Below are 17,955 nucleotides of genomic sequence, written 5' to 3'. Positions count from 1 at the left end.
GTCGATGTTGCGCACACCGAGCTTCGACATCTTCTTGTAGCGCTCCTCCATCTCGCGCACCGCCCATTTCAGCGCGACCACCGCCTTCTTCGGGTCGGTGACGACGGGGGTGAGCAGATGCGGGATGCCGTCATAGACGGAGAGCTCGAGCATCTTGGGATCGACCATGATCAGCCGGCACTCCTCCGGCTTCAGCCGGTAGAGGATCGACAGGATCATGGTGTTGATCGCGACCGACTTGCCCGAGCCGGTGGTGCCGGCGACGAGCAGGTGGGGCATACGGGCCAAGTCCGCGATCACCGGCTCGCCGCCGATGGTCTTGCCGAGGCAGAGCGCCAGCTTGTGCTTGGTGCCCTCGAAATCCTGGGAGGCCAGGAGCTCGCGCAGGAAGACGGTCTCGCGCTTGGCGTTGGGCAGCTCGATGCCGATCGCGTTCTTGCCCTGCACCACCGCCACGCGCGCCGACACCGCGCTCATCGAGCGCGCAATGTCGTCCGCCAGCGAGATCACCCGCGAGCTCTTCGTCCCCGGAGCAGGCTCAAGCTCGTAGAGAGTGACCACGGGGCCGGGACGAACCTGGCTGATCTCGCCGCGCACGCCGAAATCCTCGAGCACGCCTTCGAGCAAGGTGGCGTTCTGCTCCAGCGCGTCGGTGGAGATGGTGTTCGCAAGAATCTTCTTCGGCTCGGCCAGATAGGTCAGCGGCGGCAGCTCGAAGCCCTCGCGGTCGAGTAGCGAAGGCTGAGCCTCGCGCGACAGGCGCTTGCCGGGCTTGGGCGCCCGCACCGGCGCAGCAACGCGCGGCGCATTGAGATCACGCAGGTCCTGCGCCTCGAAGGGCTCGTCATCGTCGTCATAAGCCGGCCGGGCGCTCGGCGCTGCCTTGGCGGCAGCGGGGCGCACGAGCTCGGGCGCGACAACAGGGGACCGGTAGGCCTCCGGATCGCCGGTGAAGTTCGGCTCGCGGCGGACCCGGCCGGTCTGGGCCGGAACGGACATCGCGCTGGCGCCGGCAGAGGCCGGCTGTGGCGGGCGCGGCAGGCGGCGCAGGATCGCGGCCTTCAGCGCCATGGCGCCATGGGCGACCCAGCCGATCAGGATCACCGAGAAGCCCGGCTCGTCGTCGCGACGCTCCTCGCCATCGGCGAAGGGCGCATCGTCGTCCTGGTCGGTCTCGGGATCCTCGTCGGTGACGAAGCCGAAGCCGGCTGCGGCGGTGACGGAGAGGATCGCGATGCCGGCGAAGACGAAGGCGACGAGGCCGCCGAGCGCGGTGCCGCCGAGGCCGACGATATTGCGGGTGCCCTGCAACAGCGCGTCGCCGATCACGCCGCCCATGCCGGTCGGCAAAGGCCAGCGCGGTGTCGCCGGCAGGGCGCTCGCCACCGCGGCGCTCGAGACGATGCCGACGACCCAGAGCACGAGCTTGAGCGCGCTGCGATCGAAGAGGTGGAAGCGAATCAGCCGGAGCGACCAGAGCAGCGGCGGCAGCAGCAGCGCGACGACGCCGAGGCCGAGCAGCTGCATGGCGAGATCGGCGATCATCGCGCCGGGCCGGCCGAGCAGGTTGTGCACGGTGCCGCGCGTGGCGTTGTTGAGGCTGGGATCGTCGACCGACCAGGTCGCGAGGGCGACGGCGACAGCGACCATCAGCGCGAGCATCGCCATGCCGCCGATCTCGGCGGCCCGGCGCGACAGAAATTCGCGCACCGGATCGGGCAGGCGGTCGATCAGCGATGAGGAGCGTCGGATCGTGCGCATCGGGCCGTGTCTGCGGGCATCAGGAGGGCGGCAAGAGCCACCTTGTCGAACCGGCAGGTTAGGAAGGTCCGGTTAAGGCCCGCTTAACCTTGCGCTGCCGCCGCGCCTTGTCAGCAGTTCAAGGAACGATTGCCCAGTCCGGCGCATTTTTTGGGTAGCAACCGCAAGGAGGGCGAGATGGCCGATAACGACGACAGGATCGCGAGGATTGCCCGGATCTGGCGCGGCCGCACCGTGCCGGAGAAGGCCGATGCCTATGCCGAATACCTGCTGGAGGTCGGCGTCCGGCCGCTGGCGAAGAAGGCACTCGGCGCGCAGATGTTCCGCGAGAACCGCGAGACGGAGAGCGAATTCGTGACGATCTCCTATTGGGAGAGCGTCGAGGCGATGTCGCGCTTCGCCGGGCCCGATCCGCGCAGGATCCACCATCTCGAACGCGATGCCGAGTTCCTGATCGAATTGCCGGAGACGGTGCAGGTGCTGCAGATCGTGCTCGATCGCTCTTCGGGAGAGAGGTGAGGGCTCTCCTGCGTTTCGAGAGCGGCTTTTCCGGCGCCATGGCTGTATTGTCGTGGCGTCGGCGCCCGCCGTCCCGACGCGCCGCGAGGAGGGTTTGATGACCTCAAGCTTCACCATCCACGATGCGGCCGGCTATGAGCAGCTCATGGGCCGCTGGAGCCGAATGCTCGCACCCCGATTCATCGATTTCGCCGGGCTGGCCGATGGCGAGCGCGTGCTCGACGTCGGCTGCGGAACCGGCAGCCTGACCTTCACGCTCGCTGCCGCCGCTGATCTCGCGGAGGTCACCGCCATCGATTTCTCGCCGGTCTTCGTCGCAGCCGCGACCCGGCGCAACAGCGATCCGCGCATCACCATCCGGCAGGCCGATGCCTGCACCCTGCCATTCGAGGACAGTGTCTTCGATCGCGCCATGGCCCTGCTCGTGCTGCATTTCGTGCCCGAGGCCGACAAGGCCATCGCCGAGATGGCCCGCGTCGTGCGAACGGATGGTGTGGTCGCAGCGGCCGTGTGGGACCATTATGGCGGCATGCCGGGCATGCGCATGATGGTCGATACCGTCGCGGGGCTGAGCGAAGCCGGCCGGCAGCTGCGAGCCCGCTACTGCTTCCAGCCGATGATGCAGCTCGGCGAAATGAAGCGGGCCTTCGTCGAGCAAGGGCTCGCGAACGTGACCGAGACCGAACTGATGGTCCGCATGGACTACCAGAGCTTCGACGACTTCTGGGCGCCGATCGCCGCAGGCGAAGGGCCGCTCGGCAAGTATGTGGCGGGGCTCGACACGGCGGAGCGGACGCGCGTCGATGAAGCCGTGCGCGACGCCTATCAGGCTGGCCGGCCTGACGGCCCGAGATCCTTCGCGAACGTTGCCTGGGCCTGCCGGGGCACCGTCCACTGACCCGCTGGCGACGGGCCCTTCGTTGGCCATGAAAAACCCCGGCGGAATCCCGCCGGGGCGATGATGCGCGAGGGGTAAACCCCGGCTCAGTCGTGGTAGGCGCGCTCGCCATGCTCGGCGATGTCGAGGCCCTCGCGCTCCTGGTCGGGGGCGACGCGCAGGCCGACGACGACATCGACGATCTTGTAAAGGATCGCCGAGCCGACGCCGCTGAAGACCAGCGTGAACAGCACCGCCTTGAGCTGGGCCATGAAGGCCGGACCGAACTCGTAGGTCGCGGTGACCAGCTCGCCCGGCTTGGTCGAATAGTCGGGGATGCCGCCGCCGCCGAGGGCCTGGTTGACCAGGATGCCGGTCGCCAATGCGCCGATGATGCCGCCGATGCAGTGGATGCCGAAGACGTCGAGCGAGTCGTCGTAGCCGAGCGCATTCTTCACGGTCGAGCAGAACATGAAGCAGACCGGGCTGACGACGAGGCCGAGCACGATCGAGCCCATCGGGCCGGCAAAGCCAGCAGCCGGGGTGACGGCGACGAGGCCGGCGACCGCGCCCGAGACCATGCCAAGCATGGAAGGCTTGCCCTTCACGGCCCATTCGACGAACAGCCAGGCGACCGCCGCTGCCGCCGTGGCGACGAAGGTGTTGATCATGGCGAGCGCAGCGGTGCCGTTGGCCTCGAGGTTGGAGCCGGCGTTGAAGCCGAACCAGCCGACCCAGAGCAGGGCGGCGCCGATCAGCGTCATGGTCAGGGAGTGCGGCGCCATCAGCTCGCGGCCGAAGCCGATGCGCTTGCCGATCAGCATGCAGCCGACGAGGCCCGCGATACCAGCGTTGATGTGCACGACGGTGCCGCCGGCGAAGTCGAGCGCCCCCCACTTGAACAGCATGCCGGCATCGGCATTGACCGCGTCGAGCGCCGCCTGGGCTGCGGCCTTGCCGTCGGTGCCGGCCTCGGCCAGCGCCTTGGCGGCATTGCCGACCGCGTCAGGCCCGCCCCAGTACCAGACCATATGGGCCATCGGGAAATAGATGAAGCTGACCCAGAGCACGATGAAGAGCAGCAGCGCCGAGAACTTCATCCGCTCGGCGAAGGCACCGACGATGAGGGCAGGCGTGATGCAGGCGAAGGTCATCTGGAAGGCGATGTAGACATATTCGGGGATGACGACGCCGTTGGAGAAGGTTGCGGCGGTCGAGTTGCCGTCGACGCCGCGCAGGAAGGCCTTGGAGAAGCCGCCGACGAAGTCGTTGAGGCCGCCGCCATTGGTGAAGGCGAGCGAGTAGCCGAAGATGATCCACATCAGGCTGACGATGCAGACGATGGCGAAGACCTGGGTCAGCACCGACAGCATGTTCTTGGACCGGACGAGGCCGCCATAGAACAGCGCCAGGCCGGGCACGGTCATGAGCAGGACGAGGATCGTCGAGCTCATCATGAAGGCGACGTCGCCCTTGTTGGGTACGGGGGCGGGCGGCGCGGCCGGAGCTTGCGCCAGCGCGGCGCCGGCCATGGCGGCGAGCATAAGCCCGACCAGCCCGGCCCGGTTAAGGGTCTTGTTGTTCATCGAAAAGCTCCTGGGAAGGTCGGGAATCAGAGGGCGTCGCCGTCGGTCTCGCCGGTGCGGATGCGCACGGCCTTCTCGATCGACGAGACGAAAATCTTGCCGTCGCCGATCTGGCCGGTGCGGGCGGCGACGGTGACGGCCTCGATCACCTTGGAGACGAGGTCGTCGGTGACCGCGACCTCGATCTTGATTTTCGGCAGGAAGCTCACGGCGTATTCGGCGCCGCGATAGATTTCGGTATGGCCCTTCTGGCGGCCATAGCCCTTCACTTCGGTCACGGTCAGCCCGTGCACGCCGATGGCAGTGAGCGCGTCGCGCACCTCCTCCAGCTTGAACGGCTTGATGACGGCCATCACGATCTTCATGGCTGGGTTATCCCCCGCTTGTGCGCCGCCGGACCGCGATCCGAACGACGTCGTTGCGCCTCTCGCGCCCTTGGAGGCGGACGCGTCGAGGACGGACCTTTCAAGGGCCGTGCCAACCGGGGGATGTGGCGCGCGAGCGGGCAATGTCGCGATTCCGCCATGATCGGGCGGGGTTCAGCGCGCAGATATGATCAATAATTAGGCAGATGCCGCGAAAGCAGGCGACCGCGGGTTCAGGCGCGATCGGGCCGCGGCCGGATCAGGCCTTCCTGCGCGACCGAGGCGACGAGATGCCCTTGCCGGTCGAAGATCAGCCCGCGGGAGAAACCGCGCGCACCCGAGGCCGAGGGGCTGTCCTGGGCGTAGAGCAACCAGTCATCGGCCCGGAAGGGGCGATGGAACCACATCGCATGGTCGAGGCTGGCGCTCTGGACGCGCCGGTCGAAGACGCTGGTGCCGTGGGCGATCAGGCTGGAATCGAGCAGCATCAGGTCGGAAGCATAGGCGAGCACGCTTTGGTGCAGCGCTGGTTCATCGGGTAGTTTCTGCGACGCCCTGACCCAGGCATTGAATTTCGGCTCCCGCGGTCCATCCGCCGCGTAGCGGCTCATCTCGACGGGGCGAATCTCGATCGGCCGCTCGCGCCGGTAATAGGCGCGCACCGCCTCGGGCATATGAGGCAGCACGTCGCGTTCCATGCCGTCACGGCCGGGAAGCTCCTCCGGCATCGGCACGGCGGGCATCGGCATCTGATGGTCGTAGCCGGGTTCGGCGATCTGGAACGAGACCGACATGGCGAAGATCGCCGCATCCTTCTGCAGTGCCAATACCCGCCGCGTCGAGAAGGAGCCGCCGTCGCGCAGCCGTTCGACCTCGTAGACGATCGGGATCGCCGGATCGCCCGGCAGCATGAAATAGGCGTGCAGCGAATGCGGCTGGCGCTCCTCGACGGTCTTGCAGGCGGCATAGAGCGCCTGGCCGATCACCTGGCCGCCAAAAACCCGGGTCCAGCCATTGTCGGGGCTGCGACCCTGGAACCGGTTGTGTCCGAGCGGTTCGAGATCGAAGATCGAGAGCAGAGTGTTGGCGGCTGATGTCATCGGCTGGAACCGGTGCGGCCCGGGCTTGCAGCCCCGGCCGGCTATGGGCAAGACGAGGAAGCATCAGCAACGAGCGACTCGGCTGCGTCAAGCGGCGCGATGCGAGGAAGGCGACAGTGCAGAGACCCGAGAATGCGAGCCAACGCATCGTCATCGCCGGCGGCGGCGTCGCCGGGCTGACGCTGGCGGTCGCGCTGAAGCAGGCGCTGGGCGAAAACTTCGACGTGATCGTTGCCGATCCGGCGCTGGCCGGGCCGCCGCGCGCCGATGACCGCGCCTATGCGGTGGCTGCGGCGGCGCGCAGCATGCTGGAGGCGCTCGGTATCTGGCGCCCGGTCGAGATGGCGGCGACGGCGATGACCGAAATGGTCATCACCGACAGCCGCACGCCTGATCTGGTGCGGCCGGTCTTCCTGACTTTCGACGGCGAGGTCGAACCCGGCCAGCCCTTCGCCCATATGGTCGAGAACGGCGCGCTGATGGCGACACTGCTTCAGGTCGCGCGTGCCAATGGCGTCGAATTGCGGCCCGAGGGCATCCGGTCCGGTACGGTGGACGACGGTGGCGCGATAGGCATCGTCTTCACCGGTGGCGAAAACCTCGATGCCACGCTGCTGGTCGCGGCCGACGGTGCCCGCTCGAAACTGCGCGAGCAGGCCGGCATCGGCTGGGTCGGCTGGTCCTATCCGCAATCGGGTATCGTCGCGACGATCGGCCATGAGCGACCGCATGACGGGCGGGCGGTCGAGCACTTCCTGCCGTCGGGCCCTTTCGCGATCCTACCATTGCCCGATGGTGGGAAACTTGGTCATCGCTCCTCGATCGTCTGGACGGAAGCGACCGAGAATGTCCCGGCCTTGCTGGCGCTGGACGAGAGCGATCTTCTTCTGGAGGTAGAGCGCCGTTTCGGCCTGGAACTCGGCGAGATCGCGCTGGAGAGCCGCCCGGGCGCCTATCCCCTCTCCTTCGGGGTGGCGCGCCGTTTCGTCGGCGAGCGGCTGGCGCTGCTCGGCGACGCCGCGCATGTCATCCATCCGATCGCCGGGCAGGGGCTCAATCTCGGGTTGAAGGACGTCGCGGCGCTGGCCGAGGTCATCGTCGACGCAGCTCGGCTCGGCCTCGATGTCGGCGGCGCGGACGTACTCGAAGCCTATGAAAAGGGGCGGCGCTTCGACACGGTCGCCATGGGCGTCGTCACCGACGGGCTCAACCGGCTGTTCTCGAACGATTCGACGCCGTTACGATTGGCGCGCGATCTCGGCCTCGGGCTGGTCGAGCGCATGCCGGGGCTGAAGCGCTTCTTCATCCGCGAGGCGGCCGGGCTGGCCGGGCCGACGCCGCGGCTGCTCAAGGGCGAGATGCTGTAGGATCAGGGAATCCTTCTCCCCTCGGGGGAGAAGGTGCCGGCAGGCGGATGAGGGCGGTACGCCTGGGTAAGACAGGGGCAGGTAGTGCCTGTCTTACCCTCATCCGTCAGCGCTACGCGCTGCCACCTTCTCCCCCGAGGGGAGAAGGAAGAAGCACTACCCTTCCAGTTGGCGCGCCTCTTCCGGCAGCATGATCGGGATGCCGTCGCGGATCGGGTAGGCCAGCTTGGCGGCGCGGCTGATCAGCTCCTGGCGCGCGGCGTCGTATTCCAGCGTCGCCTTGCTGACCGGGCAGACGAGGATCTCCAGCAGCTTCGGGTCGATCCGCGTCGCTGCCGGCACCGTGTTGTCCTCGTCCGCATTCATCGCCAAACTCTTTCCAGACCTTATTTGCGCGGCAGATCGGCCAGCATGCCGGCCGCCACCATCAGCTTTGGCAGGGAGAGGCCGGACATGGCAATGGCCGAGACGGTGGCGCGGGTGCGTTCCGCATCGGCGCCGCGCTCCGCCAGCCAGTCCTTCAGCGCGTCAGGGCCGGACTTGCCGGTGGCGATCTCCTGCGTCAGCCCGGCATGGCCATCGGTCAGGGTCTCGACCGCGCGCTGGCGCGCCAGGCGCTCGTAATCGTCGGTCGCCGGTACGGCTGCGGCGGCCGACATCAGCGTCGAGAAACCGAAGACCGAATCGGTCCCGAAATGAATCCGGGCGACCTCGACGATGTCGCGCTTGGTCCGGCTGGCGATGTCGACGATATCCGTCGCCTGCGCGAGCCAGGGCAGGCTGGCGACGCGGGTCGCCAGCGCCTCGGGCACGCCCTCTGCCGTGAGCGCGGCGATGCGGGCATTGCGGGCCTGGGCGGCGGCCTCAGGCAGCAATTCGCCGAGTGCGCCCTCCAGCGCCGCGACGCCCTTGGCATAATGCGCCACGGTCTGCTCGATCGCGCCGGGCTTGGCGACGCCGCGGCGCAGGAACCAGCGCATGCGGTCGACGACCAGCTCCTGCGCGGCGGCATAGAGCCCGGTCTGGGTCTTGCCCGGCAGCTTGGCGTCGAGCGCGTCGATGGCGCCGTTCAGCGTGATCAGGTCGAAAGCATCGCGGGCGACGGCATAGGCCGCGGCGATCGCCGGCGCCTCGGCACGGGTCTGGTCGGCCAGCATCGAGACGATGGCCGGGCCGCCGCGGTTGATGATGGCGTTGGCGAGCTGGGTCGCGACGATCTCGCGGCGCAGCCTGTGGCCGGCGATCTCCTTGCCATAGCCCTCGCGCAGCGGCTGCGGGAAATAGCGGACGAGCTCGCTCTTGAGGTAGGGATCGTCGGGGATCGCCGACTCGAGCAGCGCGTCGTGCAAAGCGAGCTTGGCATAGGCGATGAGCACGGCGAGCTCTGGCCGGGTCAAGCCTTCGCCGCGCTTCTCGCGCTCGATCAGCACGGCGTCCGAGGGCAGGTATTCGACGCCGCGGTCGAGCCTGCCGTCTTCCTCGAGCTGGACCATCAGCCGGCGCAGATGCGGGCTGGCCTGGATGCCCTGCGCCTCGGTCAGCGAGAGCGCCAGCGTCTGCAGGTAGTTGTTGCGCAGGACGAGCAGGCCGACCTCGTCGGTCATCTCGGCGAGCAAAGCGTTGCGCTTCTTCTCGGGCAGGCGGCCGTCGCGAACAGGGTCGGCCAGCGCGATCTTGATGTTGACCTCGACGTCGGAGGTGTTGACGCCGGCCGAGTTGTCGATCGCGTCGGTGTTGAGGCGCACGCCATTGCGGGCCGCCTCGATGCGGCCGCGCTGGGTCGCACCCAGATTGGCGCCCTCGCCGACCACCTTGGTGCGCAGCTCGGAGCCGGTGACGCGGATCGCGTCATTGGCGCGGTCGCCGACCTGGGCGTCGCTCTCGTCGCTGGCGCGGATATAGGTGCCGATGCCGCCGAACCAGAGCAGGTCGACCGGCGCCTTCAGGATCGCGGTCATCAGCTCGGCCGGGGTGACCTCAGCCTTGTCGAAGCCGATGGCCTGCCGGATCTCGGGCGAGAGCGCGATGCTCTTGGCCTGGCGCGAGAAGATGCCCCCGCCCTTGGAAATCAGCGACTTGTCGTAATCGGCCCAGGACGAGCGCGGCAAGGCGAAGATGCGCTGGCGCTCGGCCAGGCTCCTGGCCGAGTCGGGATCGGGATCGAGGAAGATGTCGCGATGGTCGAAGGCGGCGATCAGCTTGATGGCCGGCGAGAGCAGCATGCCGTTGCCGAAGACGTCGCCGGACATGTCGCCGACACCGGCCACGGTGAAGGGCGTGGTCTGGATGTCGACGTCGATCTCGCGGAAATGCCGCTTCACCGCTTCCCAGGCGCCGCGGGCGGTGATGCCCATGCCCTTGTGGTCGTAGCCCTGCGAGCCGCCCGAAGCGAAGGCGTCGCCGAGCCAGTGATGCTTCTCGGCCGACAGGGCGTTGGCGGTGTCGGAGAAGGTCGCGGTGCCCTTGTCGGCGGCGACGACAAGATAGGGATCGTCGCCGTCATGGCGGACGGTGTCCGGCGGCGGCACGATCGTCTCGCCGTCGAGATTGTCGGTGAGCTCGAGCAAGGTGCGGATGAAGATGCGGTAGCTCTCGGTGCCTTCGGCCAGCCAGGCGGCGCGATCGGAGGCCGGCGGCAAGTGCTTGGGCACGAAGCCGCCCTTGGCGCCGACCGGGACGATGACGGCGTTCTTGACCTGCTGGGCCTTGACCAGCCCGAGCACCTCGGTGCGGAAATCCTGCGGCCGGTCCGACCAGCGCAGGCCACCGCGTGCGACCTTGCCGAAGCGCATATGAATGCCTTCGACGCGCGGCGAGTAGACGAAGATCTCGTAGAGCGGGCGCGGCAGCGGCATGCCGTCGACCTGGCCGGAGGCGAGCTTGAACGAGATCGTGCTGCGCGGATGCCCGTCGGGACCGATCTGGAAGAAGTTGGTGCGTAGCGTCGCGTCGATCAGGTTGACGAAGCGGCGCAGGATGCGGTCCTCGTCGAGGCTGGTGACGTCGGCGAGCGCGGCTTCGATGCGCTCGCGCTCGGCCTTCATCTGCTCGGCGCGCTTCTTCTCGGAGAGATGCGGATCAAACTTGGCGACGAAGAGCTTCACCAGCCCGGTGGCGATGCCGGAATGGCGGGTCAGCGCGTCAGCAATGTAGTCCTGGGCATAGGGTGCGCCGACCTGGCGCAGATAGCGGCCGAGCGCCCGCAGCAAGGCCGCCTCGCGCCAGGCGAGGCCGGCGGCGAGGACGAGCTGGTCGAAGCGGTCCGATTCGGTGAAGCCGCGGAACTGCGCCATCAACGCCGCCTCGATCGTCGGATCGAGATGCTCGATGTCGATCTCACCGCCGCTGGCACGCTCCAGCGTCATATCGTGCAGCCAGACGCGCGAATCGGCGCTGCCTGAGCCGTTCTGCTGCGGGGTGATGTTGAAGGTGCGCTCGTTGACGACGCGGAAGCCCATGTTCTCCAGCATCGGCACGCGCTCGGAGAGCGAGATCGCGGCGCCGCGCGAGAACAGCTTGAGATTGGCTCTGGTCGGACCGTCGCCGTCGCGGCGGTAGAGGTTGACCGCGCGCGGCCGCTCCGCCGACAGCTTCTGCAGCATGTCGATGTCGACCAGCGCGTCCTCGGCCGAGTAGCGCTCGCGATAGGCGGCGCCGAAGGCCTCGGCATAGCGCTCGGCGAGGGAACGGGCGGCCGGGCCGGCCTTCTGCGCGTCGAGCGCGTCCTTGAGGCCGTCGCTCCAGGTGCGGACGATCGCGGCGATGCCGGCTTCCAGCGTGTTGCGGTCGATCTTGGGCGTGCGGCCCTCGTCGCGGCCGATGATGTAGTGGGTGCGGGCGAGCGGCCCCTCCGGATAGGCCGGATAGCCGGCCGAGACGCGGCCTTGGTAGACGCGGGCGAGGAATTCGCCGACGCGGCGGCGCACCGTGGTGTCGTAGCGGTCCTTCGGGATGAAGACGAGCGCCGAGACGAAGCGGTCGAACTCGTCGGCGCGGGCGAGCGCCCGGATGCGCGGCCGCTCGGTCAACTGCATGATGTCGAGGGCGAAGCGCTCCAGCGTCTCGACGTCGATCTGGAAGAGCTCGTCGCGCGGGAAGGCGTCGAGCACGTTGTAGAGGGCGCGGCCGGAATAGCTCGACGGGTCGAAGCCGGTGCTCTTCAGCACGCGTGCGACCTTGAGGCGCAGATAGGGGATGGCACGGGCGCTGCCGGTATAGGCGTTCGAGGTGAGCAGGCCGACGATGCGCAATTCGCCGTCGAGCCGCCCGTCAGGCGTGAACAATTTCACGCCGACATAGTCGAGATGGACGCGGCGGTGCACGCGGCTCTTGACGTTGGCCTTGGTGATGATCAGCGCCTGGGGCTTGGCCAGGAAGGCGCGAATCTCCGGCGTCATCACCACCAGCTCGCGATTCTTGCGGAGAACCCGGACATCGGGGTCGCGCAGGATGCCGAGGCCGGAGGAATCGACCGGGTCGGCAGCAGTGTCGCCGCCGGCGAAGCGATAGGCGCGCACGCCGAGCAGCGTGAAATTGTCGCTGGCGATCCATTCGAGGAAGTTCAGCGCCTCGGTGACCTCATCCTCCGGCAGCGGCGGCGGATTGGCGCGGTAGGACTGGATGACTTCGGTGATTCGCCCGCGCATCGCCGCCCAGTCGTCGACGGCGAGGCCGACATCGACATAGACACGGGCAAGGCCGGCAGCGAGCCGCTCGCGCGCCTCGGCGGTGTCGATCCGGTCGAGATGGATATGGATCAGGCTCTCGCGGCGCGTGCCCTCGACCGCGCGGCCCGAGGCCTCGCCAGCGAGCGACTGGAAGGTGCCGTCATTCTTGCGCACCACGGCGAGGATGGGATGGGCGACGAGGCGCGGCTCGTAGCCCTGCTCGGCGAGCTCGGCGAGGGTCGAATCGAGCAGGAACGGCTTGTTGTCGTTGACGACCTCGAGGACGGTGATCTGGCGCTCGCGCCCGTCCTCCTTCACCGCCTCGTCGCGGAAGCGCAGATTGGGCTCGCCAGGCTTGCGCTTGCCGGTCAGGTGGGCATAGGCGGCATCGGCGGCGCGGGCCAGGAACTCCGGCGGCAGCGCGACGAGATCTTCGGCGACGGTCCGGCCATAGAGCAGCTTGGGGAAATCCGCGGGCATCGCAGTGCCGAACTCGCGTGCGGCCGTTTCGATCGCGGTCACGGCTGCTGCCGTAGCATTCGCTTCGCGCTTGGCCATAGTCTTCTTCCCCCTGCTATTTTGCCGAAGCGATGACATAGCTCACCGGCGGCTGCAACTTTCGTCGCATCGCAGCAGCCAGATTGCACCAATATGGCGCGGACACGGCAAGTTGTGCCCGATCCGCACGGATATCAGCGCGAGGAGTGCAGAGATGACGAAGAAGCATGACAAAGCGATGGTGGGTGAGCAGCCTGCGAAGCAGGACGCTCCGCCTGCCGCGATGGCGCTGTCTCTGCCGCGAGCCGAGCTTTCCGAGGCGATGCAGGCTTATTTCGCCAAATGCGAGGAGAAGCTCGGCTATGTCCCGAACGTCCTGGCCGCTTACTCCCATGACGACGCCAAGCTCCAGGCCTTCGCCACCTTCTACAACGACCTGATGCTGGCGCCCTCCGGCCTGTCGAAGCTGGAGCGCGAGATGATCGCGGTCGCGGTCTCCAGCGTGAACCGCTGCTATTACTGCCTGACGGCGCATGGCCAGGCGGTGCGCCAGCTCTCCGGCGACCCCGTGCTCGGTGAGATGATGGTGATGAACTACCGCGCCGCGCAGCTCTCGCCGCGCCACCGCGCCATGCTCGACTTCTCGGTGAAGCTGACGGAAGAGCCGCACAAGATCGAGGAGGAGGATCGACAGGCCCTGCGCGACGCCGGCTTCGGCGAGCGCGACATCTGGGACATCGGCGCGGTCGCCGCCTTCTACAACATGTCGAACCGGATCGCCTCGGCGGTCGATATGCGGCCCAATCCCGAATATCACGGCGCGTCCCGGTAAGGATCACGGCCAAAAGAAAACGGCCGGCGGAGACCGCCAGCCGTGAGTTGGCTTCGACTCGTTGGCCCGGCCCGCCGCAGCGCCGGAGGGGCTGGGGGGCTGACGTGTCCGGAACCGGACAGGCCGGGCCGCCGAAGCAACGAATCGGAGTTGAGCCTCGTAACGGGGCGTTCGCTGGGCGCAAGCGCGGCAAAATCATGGCAATCGCCCTGGCCCCGAAAAAGGTTGGCGGGCCTGTCATCAATCTGTCTTGACCCGCCCTTGCCAGCGCGGGAGGGCGGGCGCATCATCCCTTGCCGGATCACCACCGGCCACGAAAAGGAGGCGTGATGAGCGAAAGCGAAACTCCGCCAGGTCAGCGAGCGGGCGCGGTCGTCGCCTTTCCGGCTGCTGCCGCGCCCTCCTCCGTCACCTTCGATCGACGTGAGCTGAACGAGCTGCTCAATCTTTATGGCCGCATGGTCGCTGCCGGCGAGTGGCGCGACTACGCCATCGATTTCCTGCGCGACAAGGCGCAGTTCTCGGTCTTTCGGCGCACGGCCGAGGTGCCGCTCTATCGGATCGTCAAGGATCCGTCGCTGGCGCGGCGCCAAGGCGCCTACTCGGTGGTGACCGCGACCGGGCTGATCCTGAAACGTGGCGCCGAACTGAGCCGAGTGCTCAAGGTGCTCGACAAGCGGTTGAGCGTGGTGAGCTGATTCCGCCCGAGTTTGTGAAACGCGATCAAAAGAAAAGCCCCGGCCGTGAGGCCGGGGCTTCTTTGTTCAGGCTGTGGCCCTGATCACTGGTCTTGTCACTCCTGGCGCGAGCCGAAGAGCGAGAGCAGCATCTGGAACATGTTGACGAAGTTCAGGTAGAGCGACAGGGCGCCGTTCACCGAGAGCTTCGCGGCCGACTCGGAGTCCATGTCCGAGTACAGGTACATTTCCTTCAGGCGCTGCGTATCCCAGGCGGTCAGGCCGGCGAAGACCAGCACGCCGATCACCGAGATGGCGAAGGAGAGCGCGCTCGAGGCCAGGAAGATGTTGACCACCGAGGCGATCACCAGACCGATCAGGCCCATGATCAGGAACGAGCCGATGCCCGACAGCGACTTCTTCGTGGTGTAGCCGAACAGGCTGAGGCCAGCGAAGGAGGCCGCGGTGATGAAGAACACCTTGGCGATCGATTCACCGGTGAAGACCACGAAGATCGACGACAGCGAGATGCCCATCACCGCCGCGAAGGCGAAGAACATGGCACGGGCCGTCGACGAGCTCATGCTCTCGGCCTTGAACGAGAAGAAGAAGATGAAGGCCAGCGGAGCCAGCATCACCACCCACTTCAGCGGCGACAGGTAAAGCGCCTGGCCGAGCGGCGTCAGCGCGGTGACCTTGCCCGAAGGCGAGTAGCCGGCGATCGCTAGCATGGAGATGCCGATCGCCATCAGGCCGGTGATGGCCAGGCCGATGCTCATGTTGTTGTAGACGCCGAGCATGAACGAGCGCAGGCCCTGGTCCACCTCGACGGCGCTGGTCTGCTGGGCGCGGCCGGCGCCCCAGACCTGAGCGTTGCGGTCGAAATCGCTCATGGAGAGAGTTCCCCTTGAAACTTTGCCTGGCGGACATCGCCCTTGCGACACCCACCGCCGCGCACCAACGTCGCGACATCGCAGAATATGAGGGGGATCACGCGACCTTACAAGAGGCAAGCATGGTTAGCGCTGGCGGCGGCATAGAAATTCGGCCGCTAGACGATGCAACATTACCGTTCGTCCATGTTTATGATGCGCCGCGATGAGTCAGACCTCATAAATTCCTCAGATGAGAAGCGGGCGCTTTCGACAGTATTTGTAGCGTTCCGATCAATCCGAACACGACAGTGACCACGACAGCTGCAGTCGCAGCGATGATCGCGCCGGTCGGATCGGGGACGAAATCTATCTTCATCACTTGCGTGACGACGCCCCAGCCGGCCGCGGCACCTGCCAGGAGCCCGAACAGGGCGGACACGACACCAATGCCTGCGTATTCGAGGATGTACGACGAAAGTATGAAGCGGCGAGTGGCGCCGAGCGTCTTCAGGATCATCGCGTCATAGAGCCGCGCCCTCTGCCCGGCCGCCAGAGCGCCGGCGAGGACCAGCAGGCTCGCGGTGATGGCGAGGCCGGAGGCGCCGCGAATCGCACCGGCGAGCTGGCCGACGATGGTGTTGACGGCCTCCAGCGCATCCTTGACCCGAACCGCCGTCACCGCCGGGAAGGCGATGGCGAGCTGGCGCATCAGGGCGGCGTCGCCGCTCACGGGCGTCGCGCCCTTGTCGGTGACGGTGGCGAGGTTGGTGTGCGGGGCACCGGCGAAGGTGTTGGGCGAGAACACCATGACGAAGTTGATGCCGAGCGAGCGCCATTCGATGTCGCGGAAATTGGCGATGCGGGCGCTGATGTTGCGGCCGAGCACGTTGACGGTCAGCTTGTCGCCGAGCTTGAGGCCGAGCCCTTCGACGGCGCGGGCGTCGAAGGAGACCAATGGCTCGCCGCGATAGTTCTCCGGCCACCATTCGCCCGAGGCGAGCCTGGAGGCCTCGGGCATCGCGGCGGAATAGGTGATGCCCCGATCGCCCTCGAGCACCCAGGCCATCTGCTCGCTCGCCTTGATCTGCTCGGCCGGGACATCGTTCACGCTGACGATGCGCCCGCGCATCATCGGCACGCGCTCGACATGGGCGCCGGGACGCTGTTCGGCGAGGAAGCGATCGAAGGCGGCCGTCTGGGCGTTGGGGATGTCGAGGAAAAAGAAGCTCGGCGCCTTCTGCGGCAGGGACTGGGTCAATTGCCTGGTCAGGCTGACGTCGATGAAGGCGAGCGTCGAGAGCAGAGCGACGCCAAGCCCGAGCGACAGCACCAGGGACGGTGTCAGCGCGCCGGGGCGATAGATGTTGGCGAGCGCCAGACGCAGCGCCGGCTGGCGGGGGCGCCCGGCGCGGCGGGCCAGCGCCATCAGCCCCCAGGCGATCAGGCGCAATAGCAGGAAGATGCCGGTGGCGGCGCCGATATAGATCAGCGCGATGCGCCGGTCATAGGCGAAGACGAGCGCGACGCCGACGAGGCCGGCAAGCGCGGCGAGGAAGATCGCCCGATAGAACCAGCGCGGCTGGCGCCGATCGGGTTCGATCTGGTCGCGGAACAGCGCCGAGACAGGAACGTCATGGGCGCGGCCGAGTGGGATGACGGCGAAGACCAGCGCCGTCAGCAGCCCATAGAGCGCGGCGATGGCGAGCTCGACCGGGGCGAGCGTCGGCTCGAAGGGCAACGGCAGGATGTCGGACAGCGCATAACCGAGCGCGAATGGTGCGGCGGCGCCGAGAGCAAGGCCGATTGCGATACCGAAGCCGGCGACGAGCATGACCTCGGTCAGATGGATGGCGACGACCCGGCCGCCGGTGGCGCCGATCGCCTTCAGCGTGGCGAAGTCGAGCCGCTTGGCCTCGACGAAGCGGCGCACCGCATTGGCGACGCCAACGCCGCCGACCAGGAGCGCGGTCAGGCCGACCAGGGTCAGGAACTGGGTGAAGCGCTCGATATTGCGCTGGAAGTTCGGCGCCGCATTGCCGCGCGAACGAATCTCCCAGCCGGCATTCGGTTGCTCCTTGCCGGCATTGGCCAGGAGCGTGTCGAGCGCGGCGTCGGTATTGGCGCCTTCGGGGAGGATGACGCGCGCAGTCCAGCGCACCAGACTGCCGGGCTGTAGCAGCTCGGACGCCCGCAGCGCGTCCTGCGAGAGGATCAGGCGCGGGCCGAAGCCGACGCCGGCGGCGATCTTGTCGGGCTCGGAGGTCAGGCTGGCGCGCAGTTGCACCCGCGCCGAGCCGATCAGCACGGTGTCGCCGGGTTTCAGGTCGAGCCGGCCGAACAGGACGGGATCAGCGATGCCGCCATAGGCGCCGTCGCGCAAGGCAAGCAGGTCCGCCGCCGGCTGGGCGGGGTCGGTGCGCAATTCGCCGATGCTGGGATAGGAGCCGTCGACGGCTTTCAGTTCGACCAAAGCCGCGCCCTTCTCGCCGGCATTGGCCATGCTGCGCAGGGTCGCGATGGTCGAGACCTTGCCATGGCGGGCGAGGAAGGCGTGTTCTTCCGCGGTCGGCTCGCGATGGATCAGGCTGAAAGCGGCGTCGCCGCCGAGGATGCGCCGGCCTTCGCGCCCGAGGCCTTCACTCAGGCCGCGCGAGGCCGAGGACACCGCGGCGATCGCCATGACGCCGAGCGCCAGGCAGGCGATGAAGACGCCGAAGCCGCGCAGGCCGCCGCGCAGGTCGCGCCAGGCGAGGCGCAAAGCGAGCTTCAGGCCGACGGGCCGACGTGCAGGATCAGAGGGAGACATCGAGGATTTGACGGGCGCGTGCATC

General features: G+C 67.4%; 13 protein-coding genes. 5 read left to right on the top strand and 8 right to left on the bottom strand.

Annotated elements, in window-relative coordinates; all coding sequences use genetic code 11:
• The coding region (locus tag VGV58_RS01490; RefSeq protein WP_326872188.1) for a DNA translocase FtsK 4TM domain-containing protein at positions 1 to 1,761 on the bottom strand (1,761 nt) is incomplete at its 3' end.
• 177 nt (positions 1,762 to 1,938) lie between these two features.
• On the opposite strand from VGV58_RS01490, the gene VGV58_RS01485 reads away from it, so the two are divergent.
• Positions 1,939 to 2,280: an antibiotic biosynthesis monooxygenase family protein gene (locus VGV58_RS01485; protein ID WP_326872187.1), complete on the top strand. Its 342-nt coding sequence runs from the start codon at positions 1,939 to 1,941 to the stop codon at positions 2,278 to 2,280.
• Between the two features lie 97 nt (positions 2,281 to 2,377).
• Positions 2,378 to 3,178 (top strand): class I SAM-dependent methyltransferase, encoded by an 801-nt coding sequence (locus VGV58_RS01480; RefSeq protein ID WP_326872186.1) that lies wholly within the window; start codon positions 2,378 to 2,380, stop codon positions 3,176 to 3,178.
• Between the two features lie 86 nt (positions 3,179 to 3,264).
• Here the strand turns inward: VGV58_RS01480 and VGV58_RS01475 are convergent, their stop codons facing one another.
• From VGV58_RS01475 to VGV58_RS01465, 3 genes are all read right to left on the bottom strand, one after another.
• Positions 3,265 to 4,743, bottom strand: coding sequence for an ammonium transporter (locus VGV58_RS01475; RefSeq protein WP_414643835.1), 1,479 nt, complete (start codon positions 4,741 to 4,743; stop codon positions 3,265 to 3,267).
• A 26-nt stretch (positions 4,744 to 4,769) separates the two neighbouring features.
• The gene (locus VGV58_RS01470; protein WP_326872185.1) at positions 4,770 to 5,108 is read right to left on the bottom strand and encodes a P-II family nitrogen regulator; all 339 of its coding nucleotides are present in this window, start codon (positions 5,106 to 5,108) and stop codon (positions 4,770 to 4,772) included.
• 233 nt (positions 5,109 to 5,341) lie between these two features.
• Entirely contained in the window at positions 5,342 to 6,208 is an 867-nt protein-coding gene (locus VGV58_RS01465) for an acyl-CoA thioesterase (RefSeq protein WP_326872184.1), read from the bottom strand.
• A gap of 116 nt (positions 6,209 to 6,324) precedes the next feature.
• Here VGV58_RS01465 and VGV58_RS01460 point away from each other — a divergent pair, with 116 nt between their 5' ends.
• Positions 6,325 to 7,575 (top strand): ubiquinone biosynthesis hydroxylase, encoded by a 1,251-nt coding sequence (locus VGV58_RS01460; RefSeq protein WP_326872183.1) that lies wholly within the window; start codon positions 6,325 to 6,327, stop codon positions 7,573 to 7,575.
• A gap of 156 nt (positions 7,576 to 7,731) precedes the next feature.
• On the opposite strand, the gene VGV58_RS01455 is transcribed toward VGV58_RS01460, so the two are convergent.
• Together VGV58_RS01455 and VGV58_RS01450 are read right to left on the bottom strand one after the other, a co-directional pair.
• Complete coding sequence (locus VGV58_RS01455) at positions 7,732 to 7,941, bottom strand: Trm112 family protein (RefSeq protein WP_326872182.1); 210 nt, start codon at positions 7,939 to 7,941, stop codon at positions 7,732 to 7,734.
• 20 nt (positions 7,942 to 7,961) lie between these two features.
• The gene (locus tag VGV58_RS01450) at positions 7,962 to 12,800 is read right to left on the bottom strand and encodes an NAD-glutamate dehydrogenase (protein ID WP_414643834.1); all 4,839 of its coding nucleotides are present in this window, start codon (positions 12,798 to 12,800) and stop codon (positions 7,962 to 7,964) included.
• 223 nt (positions 12,801 to 13,023) lie between these two features.
• Here VGV58_RS01450 and VGV58_RS01445 point away from each other — a divergent pair, with 223 nt between their 5' ends.
• Both VGV58_RS01445 and VGV58_RS01440 read left to right on the top strand, forming a co-directional pair.
• Positions 13,024 to 13,572, top strand: a complete 549-nt coding sequence (locus VGV58_RS01445) for a peroxidase-related enzyme (RefSeq protein WP_326872193.1) — start codon at positions 13,024 to 13,026, stop codon at positions 13,570 to 13,572.
• A gap of 329 nt (positions 13,573 to 13,901) precedes the next feature.
• Positions 13,902 to 14,270 carry a DUF2794 domain-containing protein gene (locus tag VGV58_RS01440; protein WP_326872180.1) on the top strand — a complete coding sequence of 123 codons (369 nt, stop codon included), beginning with the start codon at positions 13,902 to 13,904 and terminating at the stop codon, positions 14,268 to 14,270.
• Between the two features lie 95 nt (positions 14,271 to 14,365).
• On the opposite strand, the gene VGV58_RS01435 is transcribed toward VGV58_RS01440, so the two are convergent.
• Complete coding sequence (locus tag VGV58_RS01435) at positions 14,366 to 15,142, bottom strand: Bax inhibitor-1/YccA family protein (RefSeq protein ID WP_326872179.1); 777 nt, start codon at positions 15,140 to 15,142, stop codon at positions 14,366 to 14,368.
• A 217-nt stretch (positions 15,143 to 15,359) separates the two neighbouring features.
• Positions 15,360 to 17,954 (bottom strand): ABC transporter permease, encoded by a 2,595-nt coding sequence (locus tag VGV58_RS01430; protein WP_326872178.1) that lies wholly within the window; start codon positions 17,952 to 17,954, stop codon positions 15,360 to 15,362.
• Position 17,955 lies beyond the last annotated feature (1 nt).

The sequence above is a fragment of the Allobosea sp. genome, assembly GCF_035944895.1.
Lineage (GTDB): Bacteria > Pseudomonadota > Alphaproteobacteria > Rhizobiales > Beijerinckiaceae > Allobosea.
The sequence above is the reverse complement of the archived record's forward strand: the minus strand, read 5'-3'. Positions and strand labels throughout refer to the sequence as shown.

Bases quoted from the DNA above. Each gene is read 5' to 3' on its own strand.
- VGV58_RS01435 (WP_326872179.1), bottom strand. From the start codon at position 15,142: ATGAGCGATTTCGACCGCAACGCTCAGGTCTGGGGCGCCGGCCGCGCC.
- VGV58_RS01485 (WP_326872187.1), top strand. From the start codon at position 1,939: ATGGCCGATAACGACGACAGGATCGCGAGGATTGCCCGGATCTGGCGC.
- VGV58_RS01445 (WP_326872193.1), top strand. From the start codon at position 13,024: ATGGCGCTGTCTCTGCCGCGAGCCGAGCTTTCCGAGGCGATGCAGGCT.
- VGV58_RS01430 (WP_326872178.1), bottom strand. From the start codon at position 17,954: ATGCACGCGCCCGTCAAATCCTCGATGTCTCCCTCTGATCCTGCACGT.
- VGV58_RS01440 (WP_326872180.1), top strand. From the start codon at position 13,902: ATGAGCGAAAGCGAAACTCCGCCAGGTCAGCGAGCGGGCGCGGTCGTC.
- VGV58_RS01475 (WP_414643835.1), bottom strand. From the start codon at position 4,743: ATGAACAACAAGACCCTTAACCGGGCCGGGCTGGTCGGGCTTATGCTC.
- VGV58_RS01480 (WP_326872186.1), top strand. From the start codon at position 2,378: ATGACCTCAAGCTTCACCATCCACGATGCGGCCGGCTATGAGCAGCTC.
- VGV58_RS01470 (WP_326872185.1), bottom strand. From the start codon at position 5,108: ATGAAGATCGTGATGGCCGTCATCAAGCCGTTCAAGCTGGAGGAGGTG.
- VGV58_RS01465 (WP_326872184.1), bottom strand. From the start codon at position 6,208: ATGACATCAGCCGCCAACACTCTGCTCTCGATCTTCGATCTCGAACCG.
- VGV58_RS01455 (WP_326872182.1), bottom strand. From the start codon at position 7,941: ATGAATGCGGACGAGGACAACACGGTGCCGGCAGCGACGCGGATCGAC.
- VGV58_RS01450 (WP_414643834.1), bottom strand. From the start codon at position 12,800: ATGGCCAAGCGCGAAGCGAATGCTACGGCAGCAGCCGTGACCGCGATC.